The following is a 9,695-nucleotide window of genomic DNA, read 5'->3' as shown; positions in this document are numbered from 1 at the left end:
GAGACATCGGCCCAACGTGGTGAGGCTTGGCCGGCGCACTGACCTACGTGTCGAAACCGACCTGAAGGACCAGGCTTATTTCGCGTTCAGACTCTAAGACGCGGCGCGGGTAACAGCGCCAAACGCTTGGAGCACCCATCGTGTCAGAGCTGCCCGCGCAAGATCACGTCGACCAGCAGCAGCTGCGACTCATACTCGCCGCACTGCAGGACGGGGTCATCCTTTTCGAACCCAACCAGCGTATCTCCTGGGCAAATAGGGCCGCGCTCAAGATGCACGGCGTGCGCGAGATCGCGGATTTGGGCGCAACTGTCTCGGAGTACCGGGAGAGGTTCGAGTTGCGCTACCGCAACCGGCACCACCTACCGAAGGGCCATTACCCGATGGAACGGGTGCTGGCGGGCGAGGCCTTTGATGAGGTGGTAGTCGAGGTGGCGCCTGCTGGACAAAACGAGGCGCAGTGGACCCATCGCATTCGCAGCCTCGTGCTCAACGACGCCGCTGGTGTCCCCGACTGCCTGGTGCTGATCCTGAACGATGAGAGCGAGCGCTTTGACGCCGAGGAGCGCTTCGAGACAACCTTCGCTGCCAACCCAGCGCCCGCCGTGATCCTGCGGCTGTCGGATCACCGCCATGTCAAAGTCAATCGCGGCTTCCTGGAGATGACTGGCTACTCCGAGGAGCAGGTGCTTGGGCGCTCGGCGTACGAAATCGACGTGCTCGAAGGTGCTGCCCGGCGGGAGCTGGCCATTGAGCGGCTGCAGAACGGACGCACCATCCCGCAGATGGAAGCGGTGCTGCAGCTGTCCGGCGGTGGCGAAAAGCGGGTCATCGTCGCCGGACAGCCGATTGAGCTCGGTGATACAGCCTGCATGCTGTTCAGCTTCGTCGACCTGGAGCGTCATAAGCTGACCGAGGATGCCCTTCGCCAGAGTGAAGCCAGCTTCGCCACGGCATTCCGTCTTACGCCCGTGCCGACCTTCGTTGCCGCGCGAGCTGGCTGCCGTATCATGCTGGTCAATGACGCCTTTAGCCGGGAATGTGGCTACGCCGAAGCAGAGTTGGTTGGCAAGGGTGCCGACGAGATCGGATTATGGGCTGATAAACGGGCAGGGAAGGCGATCGAGCAGCAACTTCACAATGATGGCTCGGTGCGCCAGCTTGAGATGAAGCTGCGCACCAAAGAGGGCGGCGTGCTCGACTGCCTGGTATCAGCCGAGGCGGTGACCATCGGAAATCACCCATGTGTTCTGATAATAGCACAGGATGTCGCTGAGCGACGACGCACGGAGTTTGAGGTCGTTGCAGCGATCGAGGCAGTGATGCAGGACACGTCCTGGTTCAGCCAGGTCGTGCTGGAGAAACTAGCCAAGCTCCGACGGTTTGATGCACCTCAAGGTGCCGCGGCGGAACTTGGCGAGTTGCCGCAGCGAGCGCGAGAGGTCCTGACCCTGGTGTGCCGCGGCATGGCAGACCCCTCCATTGCGCGCAAGCTCGGTATCTCCCCCAATACTGTGCGCAACCACATCGCCTCGCTCTATCGGCGGACCGGAGTAAACAGCCGAACGGCGTTGGTCATCTGGGCCCGTGAGCGCGGCTTCGATGGAGGCCCCCCACCCAAGACGCCGAAATCAACCGATACCCCAGATTAGAATCGACGAACCGTGCCGCCCCTGGCCGTTGGTGAGGCCTGTGGAACTGCTCAGTCATTGGGGATTAGTACTCTACCCCCACCAAGCTAGTGCAGGCATACTAGTCGACTTTGCCGATTGCACGGCCGCTTGCCGAACTCCGGGGTACGGCCGCGGTTATGCGAGCAGCGCCATGGCTCACCGATCATGGTTCCAGCTCTAGGCGCTTCAGGGGAAGACCAGATGGACAGCGATCGCATTGCGGGCGCGGCCAGGCAGGTCAAGGGCTCCATCAAGGAAGCCATTGGGAAGCTTACCGGCAACACCCAGACCCAGGCCGAAGGCGCCGCAGAGAAGGTCAAAGGCAAGATTCAGAACACTGCCGGTAGTGCGAAGGACGCCGTGCGGGACGCGACCGACAAGTAGTGCTTTAACAACAACAAAAAAACAACATCAACGGTCCGGTGTGCGCCGGACCGATTGCATGCGCATGCCTTGTCGAGATGCGCACCGCTGATCTCCAGTGACCGCGTCGCCGTGCTCATTAAAGCAAAGGAACTTCGAAGATGCAGACCCGAACCACAGCCGGAACTTATGACGACGCGGCCGCCACTGCGGTTCTTCCGGAGGGTGCTCCGTCGCTGCCCTCGCGCATTTCATGGGGCGCGATCATCGCCGGTGCCGTTGTGGCACTGACTATCGGCCTGATGCTGAACGCCTTGGGCGCCGGCGTGGGCGCCACAACGGTCGATGCCGCGGCGCGTGGAACACCGTCCGCATCGTCCTTCGGCATCGGCGCGGCCATCTGGCTGCTGGTGTCCAACCTGATCGGCCTCGCGGTTGGCGGGTACGTCGCCGCGCGCCTGTCCGGCACTGCCGACAACACCGATGGCACATTGCACGGCTTGGCCGTGTGGGGCACTACCTTCCTGATCTCTGCCGTGTTGCTGGGCAACCTCGTTTCCGGCATTGCCTCCACCGCCACCTCCGGAGCCTCCAGCCTGCTGAGCGGCGTGGCGTCAGGTGCTGGCTCTGCAGGCTCGGCGGCGGGGCAACAGGCCGCCGACCGTACGAGCACCGGGACGCTGCAGTCGATGGCGCAGAGCGTCACTGATCGTGTGCAGAACGCACTAAGCGGGACTGGTGGCAATCCGGCCGCGATGACGTCCGACCAGCGCAAGGCCGAGATGGGCCAGCTTGCCACCAAGCGGGTGACGGATGGGCAGCTGCCGCAAGCGGACCGCGAGCGTCTGAACCAGCTTGTGGCAGCCGAATACAACATCAGCCCGCAAGACGCCCAGGCCCGCGTCGCGCAGGCCGAGCAGCAGGCCACCCAAGCTGCGCGTCAGGCTGAGGAAACGGCCCGCCGTGCTGCCGACACTGCTGCCTCCGGTACGTCGATTGCTGCTTTCTCAGTCTTTGGCATCATGCTGCTGGGTGCCATCGCCGCAGTGCTCGGCGCCCGCCGCGGCACCCGCGACCTGCTGACGTTCAGGAACACCCGGCGTGTCGCCTGAGCGCAATACTCGAGGCTCCCACGGCGATGCCGTGGCGCCTTTGGATGATATTGCCGCTGGAGGCGTGACCGAGCAGGTCGTGCCCCTGGCGGAGGAGATCCTGCATGTCAGCAAGCGCACGGTCGAGACCGGGAGGGTGCGCATTTCACTGAGCACCGAGACGGTCGAGGACGTGCTGCGGGCCACCCTTCGCACACGGCGCGCCGAGGTCGAGCGCGTGCAGATTGACCGCGAGGTAAGCGAGCCGCCGCAAACCCGCCAGGAAGGCGACGTCCTCGTTGTCCCAGTGGTTGAGGAGATCCTTGTCGTCGAACGGCGCCTCGTCCTCAGGGAAGAGATCCGCCTGCGTTTCGTCGAAGGCGAGGAAGCCGTGGAATGGTCCGTCGAACGGCGGGTTCAGCGTGCCGCGGTCGACAGAGTGCCAGCGGCAGGGGCAACGCCTCCGTCCGCTGGACTGGACAACTGAACCAACCACTTTAGGAGAGACCACCATGTCGCGTACCATCACCGCCATGTTTGACGATCGTGCCCATGCGGACGCCGCCATTCAGCAACTCGCGCGGCAACTGAACATCGCAAGCAGTGACATCCAGATGCATGCGGCTGACGCAACATCGACGACCGGCGGGACGGCCGCCGCGTCCAGCGATACCGGTTTTTGGGCGTCGCTGAAGGATCTCTTTGTTCCCGACGAGGACAGGACGACCTACGCAGAGGGCGTGCGTCGCGGTTCCGTCGTTGTGTCAGCGACGATTGAGGACAGCAAGCTCGAGCAAGCCATGGATGTCCTCGAGAGCCACGGCGCCGTGGACCTCGACACCCGGGAGGCCGAGTGGCGGCAGCAAGGCTGGACGGGTACCCAGGCCGTCGCCTCGGACACCGAGGTGGCCAGCGTGCCGGCTGCAACCGGGCTCGGTGTCGCCGCCACAGGCATGGCCGTGGGTTCCACCACGCCTGCCGCCGCTTCGACGACGACCGCAGCGGCCACCACGACGGCCCGTGTCGGCGGCGAGGAGGTGATCCCGGTCGTCGAGGAAAGCCTGCGGGTTGGCAAGCGTGATGTGGAGCGCGGGCGGGTACGGGTGCGCTCCTACGTGGTCGAGACGCCGGTGAGTGAGCAGGTGATGCTGCACCAGGAGCATGTCGATGTGCAGCGTCGCGCGGTCGATCGCCCGGTGACCGGCGCCGAGGCCGTGTTCCAGGACCGCACGATCGAAGCCACCGAAACCGCCGAGGAAGCGGTGATCGCCAAGGAAGCCCGCGTCACCGGCGAGGTCGTCATCCGCAAGGTAGCCACCGAACGGACAGAGACGGTGCAGGATACTGTCCGTCGGACCGAGGTTGACATCGACGACACCACCACGGACGCAGCCCGCGTGACGACCGGTGTCGGTGTTGCCGGTGCCGCTCCTGATGACGCACCGGGTAACCCGCCCGGCACGATGGCCAGCCGTGCAGTCGACAAGACCCTGGGCACCAACGTCAGCGGCGCCAATCCCACCAAGCGCTGACACATGCTGGACAGGGTGGGGACTGGAGCAATCCTTCCCCACCCTACCGACTCAATGACTAAGACCGCCCCCCATAGTGACGACACGGCGAGCCCACTGCCCAGACGGTACGTACCCCTCATCCCCACGTGATTCAGGAAACATTCCAATGTCCATCATTGCTTGGCTTATCTTGGGACTAGTTGCTGGCTTCATCGCCAGCAAGCTGTATGCCGGTAGCGGCCAAGGGGCCGTCATCGATATCGTGCTCGGCATCGTTGGTGCCTTCGTTGGCGGCTTCCTCTTCAACATGCTCGGTGGAGCCGGCGTCACCGGCTTCAACCTGTACAGCATGATCGTCGCCGTGATCGGTGCAGTCGTTGTGTTGTGGATCTACCATGCCGTCACCGGCCGGCGGAGCGTCTGAAACAGCTGGTAGTCGGAGGAAACAGCGCCGTCATGCCAAATGACGGCGTCCGCCTTTTTACGGACCGGATTGCAGCTTGGTGACATGGCAAACGACGTCATGAGGGTGGCTGATAGAGACACCAAGATAATCCTGGCCGTTATCCATGACGTGGTTTGTTAGGTGCCGAACTTTCGTTCAACGACGCTGAACGGTTTACAGACGAATCAAATCCTTTTGAAAGTTTCCCGACCATGGTGAACAAGCCGATGAACCAAACACCAGCACCAAGAGAACGGCCAACACCGGCTCATGGGCTGGTCAGCTCAGCCGGCATGTTTGGGCTATCCTGGCCCGTGCTCGGTGCCGCAGGGGCAGCGCTGATCCTGCTGGTCCTTGGATGGTCCATCGCCGTGTCCCGTGGTAACCGGCTGGAGGCCGCGGAACAGGCTGGCCAAGCCCGCGCAGTACGCGTGTCGGAGCTCGAGGGCAGCTTGGCGCAGGAGCGGCAGGCAGCGGGCGATCTCGCGGCCTTGACGCAACGGATAGCGGCGGCGGAGGGGCGAAGCCGCGAGCTCACCGCCGGCACAGCGCAGACGGAGGCGCGCCTCGCGGAGCTCGGACGACAGACTGCGGCCGGAGAGGGCCGGGTCGCCGAGCTCAAGGCCGCGACCGACGCGGCCGAGGCGCGGGCTACGGAATTACGACAGGCCGGCGAGGCCGCTACCGCCGCCTTGGCCGGAACCCGCACAGAGGCTGCCGCAGCCGATGCCGCGCTGGCCGAGCGTCGAGGCGAGGTGGAGCGGCTGGCTGCTCAACGCGACGCCGCTGCTACTGCTCTACGCGAGGCCGAGGGGCGCGCGACCGATTTCTCCGCCCGGGCCGAGGCGGCGCAAGGACGTGTGGCGGCTCTGGCCGCGGAAGCCGGCCGGGCCCAGGAGACGCTAACGACCCGGGAGGCCACGATCGCCGGCGCCGAGAGCCGGGCGCAGGCCTTGCGTGAAGTGATCGCGGCCGCTGAGGCCGACATCGCCGCACGGCAGGGGACATTGGCCGGGGTGGAGGCACGCATGGCCGAGGCCGGTCGTGGAGCTGATGCCGCAGCCGAGCGGGTCCAGGCCGGTGAGGCTCGCGTGGCCGAGTTGCTCAATGCGGCGACCGCCGCGGAAGGTCGTTTGGCCGAGCTGCGCAGCGCAACTGAGGTCACTTCGGTGACCCTGAGCGAGCGCCAGGCTGCAGTCGTGGCAGTAGAGGCCGAGCGCGCTCGCTTGGCAGCAGCCGTGGAGACCAGCGGCGTCGCGCTCGCTGCGGCAGAGGCACGCCTTGCTGAGGCAAACACGGCGGTCGGGATAGCAGAGCAGCGTGTCGCCGCGCTGCGGGCGCAGGCCAGCGAGGCCGAGGCGGCGCTCGCCGGTAAGCAGCAGGCCGTGAGCGAGACCGAGCAGCGCCTCGCTGTGTTGCGCGACGAGGTGGGCACGGCCGAGAAAGCCCTGGCCGACCGGCGTGCTGAAGCCGAAGCGGCTGCGCAGCGCGCAGCGGCGGCGGAGCGTGGTGCGGCGGAGACGGCCGCTCGGATCCAGTCGCTGGAAGGCCGGGCGACGGCGCTGGAAACGAACATCAATGCGGGTACTTCGACACTTGACCGATCACGGGCCGAGGCGGCGGAGCTGGAGCGTCAGGTCACTCAACGACGCCAGGAGCTGTCGACCCTAGAAGCCGTGGCGCGGGGGGCGGGCACCATACCCAGCACGCCGGCAACGCCCACGCAGTAAGGCGCTTTCCTTCGTGACATGATCATCCCGGCCGTCCTCTCGCAGCGGCCGGGGCCAGCCCTGACGCATGGTAGTCAGGGTATGTCGTCGAGGTTCTATTGAGCCTCCTCGCGGCTTGTGTAAACTTCGCGGTGCTTACGGACCGGCTGAGCCTTTCCGTCGCCGTCATTCTCATATTTGGCGGCATGGGCCTATGCCACCGTCTGCAACTCTGGGGTGGCCGCTGATAAAGGCGGTGGTCTATTTCCGGCACGAACCGCACACCCTCAAACCCAGCTTTGTTCAATACGCATTGCGATCCCGCATAAGCCACATGCTGATCCGGCAGGCCCAGCTCGATTACCACTGCCACCCCTTACCGGCCGCCGTTCATAGGAACGTCTTTCGGTTGCGGTTGCGAGGCGGGCCCGCCAGCCGGTAGGGGAGCCGGATGTGCAGACTTCTTCCTCAGAACTGCGCCGGCGCGCTGCTGGCAGCGATGTACTTCTTGTCCGCCGCACCCGCGGCAGCGGCGGTAGAAGAGCCAATTGAGCTTGCCGACGACCCGTTCCAGATTACCGATCCCGTCGCCGCCAAGCCCGGCGCAGCCGAGGCTGCTTTCATCGGCGCCTACGAGAGAGCGCGGCAAGGCTCGGTGCGCAACACCGGCGCCGTCGAGACCCAGCTATCGATGGGTGTCGTGCCAGGCTTGGAGCTTCGCATCGGCCAAGTTGGCGCCTATGGCAACCTCGAGACCCGGCGGAAGCTGGGTACTGTCAGCGACGGTCTCGGCCCGTCACAGGATGGCGGGCAGGTCGCATGGGGAGGTGCGACCCGGATTGGGGCGCTGTACGAGTTCAGCGATGGACGTGGCGGGTATCCCGCTATTGCGGGCCTGATACGGATACGAACCCTCTATGGCCCCGGCAAACCCGCTTATGAAACCGAAGCCGTGGCGCTAATAGGCAGGACGTTTCCTTTCGGGCAACAGGCCATCGGCACCCATCTTAACATTGGCTGGGTGGCTCGCCTGGAGCCGCAGTTTGGCGAGCGGCCGAACCGCTATCTGGTGAATGCTTCTGTTGGTCAGGCGCTCTCCCCTGCCACCGCACTCGTTCTGACATATGCCAGGGAGCAGCAGGAGCGGGGTGACCGCGACTACAGCCTCATTCAAGCTGGAGTTCGCCACAGGCTCTCAGGAGGCCGGGCCGTGCTGGGCCTCGCTGCCGGGTTTGGGACCACCCGTGACACGCCACGCTATCAAGTCGCGGTCGCCCTGCAATGGCAACTCGGCGATGCCTGGTAGAATTCAGTGATCAGCCAACGGAGACGATAATGTCAGAAGCCACGGGAACCGGCATCACAGGCGACGAAGGTGTTACCACAATCGAAACAGCTCGACTGATTTCCTCCGACAGGGTCGAAGGCACGCCTGTCTACAGTCGCGCCGGCGATTGCCTTGGTTCGATCTATACGCTGATGATCGACAAGGTCTCCGGCCAGGTTTCCTACGTTGTCATGAGCTTCGGTGGCATTCTTGGGATTGGTGAACGCTACCACCCCCTGCCCTGGAAGACGTTGACCTACGATACAGACCTGAGCGGCTATGTGGCGGATGTCTCGCGCGCACAGTTGGAAGCGGCACCGAGCTGTGGCCGCGACGAGACACCGTGGACCGAGCCGGGTTATGGCCGCAGCGTTTATGACTACTATGGCTTGGCCTACCCTGGCATCATGTGAACATTGGGCAGTACCACCCCCGGTTGGACCGCAATGTTATTGGACAGTGACATAACTACGAAGCCGTGGTCTTAGGTGGCACGCATGGTGCGCTTGGCAGCGTCTGCACGACGCCAGCCGGAAACGACGAGCGCACCATGGCCTATGTTTTGAAAGCCGCGGCTATTGCGGCAATTTTTGCCGCTGCCGTTGGCCACAACGCCGTGCAGGCACAAAGCGCGAAGCTGGAGACAAATCAAGTTCCGCCGCACATCGTGGCGGCGGCGCGGGCCGCCGGCGGCTTTGAGCAGATTTCCGAGGCCGGCGTTGAGATCGAGGCCGGGCGACTGACCTTCAAACTCAAGGGACGCACCCGGGAAGGTCGCGTACGTGAGGTGGATGTGCTGATGTCCGGCGAGATCGAGGAGATCGAGGAGGAGATCCAGCAGAACGAAGTGCCGCTGCCGGTGATGCAGGCCGTGCAGCGTTGGATGGCGAACTTCAGGCCGACCAAGATCGTGGGGTGCGGCACGGTTCGATGAGACAGCCGGCTGCGGTAGAGGTCACCGCAACCGGAGGTCAGACCGATGGACCAGAACCACAACGACGAGCCCGCGGGGGCGCCGGCGTGCGCACAGAACGCTGACGCCGGCGCCTCCACGAGCGGTGCCGGGCCAGAGCGTCGCAACTCTGCCCGGCGCAAGCTGGCCGCCGTCACCCGGCTGCTGCGCGGTGAGCCGCTGGAGACCGTGGCCCGCGAGTTCAACGTCACCGTCGCCCGCCTGAGCGAGTGGCGCGACCGTGCCCTGGTTGGGGCGGAGGCGGCGATGAAGGAGCGCGAGCGCGACAGCCGCGATGAGGAGTTGCTCCGGCTCAAGGCCAAGCTCGGCGAGGTCACCATGGCTAACGAGCTGCTGGAGCAGAAGATTGCGACCCTGGAGGGCGGCCGCCCTTTGGGCCGCCGGAGGTCGAGGCGGTGAGCCGGGCCATCTCTCCGGTCACGAGCCGCGCCTATGGCTTGGCCAGGGTCGCCCGGGTCTGGCGGCTCTCCCGGGCCACGGTCTACCGCCATCGCGCGGCACCCGACCCCGCGGCACCGGCCGGTCCGATACGCTGGGGTCCGGTCGGGGCCTGCTCCGATGCCGCGTTGCTCGAGCACATCCGGGCCCAGATCCTCGGCT

The 9,695-nt window shown here is 65.0% G+C and carries 11 protein-coding genes and 1 pseudogene; all 12 read left to right on the top strand.

The features are described 5' to 3' along the window. Positions 1-140 precede the first annotated feature (140 nt). On the top strand, positions 141-1,652 hold the full coding sequence (locus EP26_RS24760; protein ID WP_052389640.1) for a helix-turn-helix transcriptional regulator: 1,512 nt from the start codon (positions 141-143) through the stop codon (positions 1,650-1,652). Positions 1,653-1,874: 222 nt separating this feature from the next. After that, positions 1,875-2,057: a CsbD family protein gene (locus EP26_RS24755; RefSeq protein WP_043342621.1), complete on the top strand. Its 183-nt coding sequence runs from the start codon at positions 1,875-1,877 to the stop codon at positions 2,055-2,057. A 140-nt stretch (positions 2,058-2,197) separates the two neighbouring features. Continuing rightward, a complete protein-coding gene (locus tag EP26_RS24750) occupies positions 2,198-3,148 on the top strand; it encodes a hypothetical protein (protein ID WP_245624509.1) in 951 nt (316 codons plus the stop codon). Between the two features lie 64 nt (positions 3,149-3,212). After that, positions 3,213-3,614, top strand: coding sequence for a DUF2382 domain-containing protein (locus EP26_RS24745; RefSeq protein WP_052389639.1), 402 nt, complete (start codon positions 3,213-3,215; stop codon positions 3,612-3,614). A 25-nt stretch (positions 3,615-3,639) separates the two neighbouring features. Continuing rightward, positions 3,640-4,659, top strand: a complete 1,020-nt coding sequence (locus EP26_RS24740; protein ID WP_043342616.1) for a YsnF/AvaK domain-containing protein — start codon at positions 3,640-3,642, stop codon at positions 4,657-4,659. A 148-nt stretch (positions 4,660-4,807) separates the two neighbouring features. Further along, positions 4,808-5,065: a GlsB/YeaQ/YmgE family stress response membrane protein gene (locus tag EP26_RS24735; protein ID WP_043342613.1), complete on the top strand. Its 258-nt coding sequence runs from the start codon at positions 4,808-4,810 to the stop codon at positions 5,063-5,065. 335 nt (positions 5,066-5,400) lie between these two features. Continuing rightward, positions 5,401-6,816, top strand: a complete 1,416-nt coding sequence (locus EP26_RS24730) for a coiled-coil domain-containing protein (protein WP_169747476.1) — start codon at positions 5,401-5,403, stop codon at positions 6,814-6,816. A 430-nt stretch (positions 6,817-7,246) separates the two neighbouring features. Next, positions 7,247-8,101, top strand: a complete 855-nt coding sequence (locus tag EP26_RS24725; RefSeq protein WP_043342597.1) for a hypothetical protein — start codon at positions 7,247-7,249, stop codon at positions 8,099-8,101. Positions 8,102-8,130: 29 nt separating this feature from the next. Continuing rightward, on the top strand, positions 8,131-8,535 hold the full coding sequence (locus EP26_RS24720) for a PRC-barrel domain-containing protein (RefSeq protein WP_043342584.1): 405 nt from the start codon (positions 8,131-8,133) through the stop codon (positions 8,533-8,535). Between the two features lie 137 nt (positions 8,536-8,672). Next, complete coding sequence (locus EP26_RS24715) at positions 8,673-9,056, top strand: hypothetical protein (RefSeq protein WP_043342582.1); 384 nt, start codon at positions 8,673-8,675, stop codon at positions 9,054-9,056. 45 nt (positions 9,057-9,101) lie between these two features. Next, on the top strand, positions 9,102-9,494 hold the full coding sequence (locus EP26_RS24710) for a hypothetical protein (RefSeq protein ID WP_084112934.1): 393 nt from the start codon (positions 9,102-9,104) through the stop codon (positions 9,492-9,494). Beyond that, positions 9,491-9,695, top strand: a pseudogene (locus EP26_RS36935) (IS3-like element ISMtsp5 family transposase); the annotation flags it as partial. The gene EP26_RS24710 and the pseudogene EP26_RS36935, both read left to right, overlap by 4 nt.

The sequence above is a fragment of the Belnapia moabensis DSM 16746 genome, assembly GCF_000745835.1.
Taxonomy (GTDB): domain Bacteria; phylum Pseudomonadota; class Alphaproteobacteria; order Acetobacterales; family Acetobacteraceae; genus Belnapia; species Belnapia moabensis.
The sequence above is the reverse complement of the archived record's forward strand: the minus strand, read 5'-3'. Positions and strand labels throughout refer to the sequence as shown.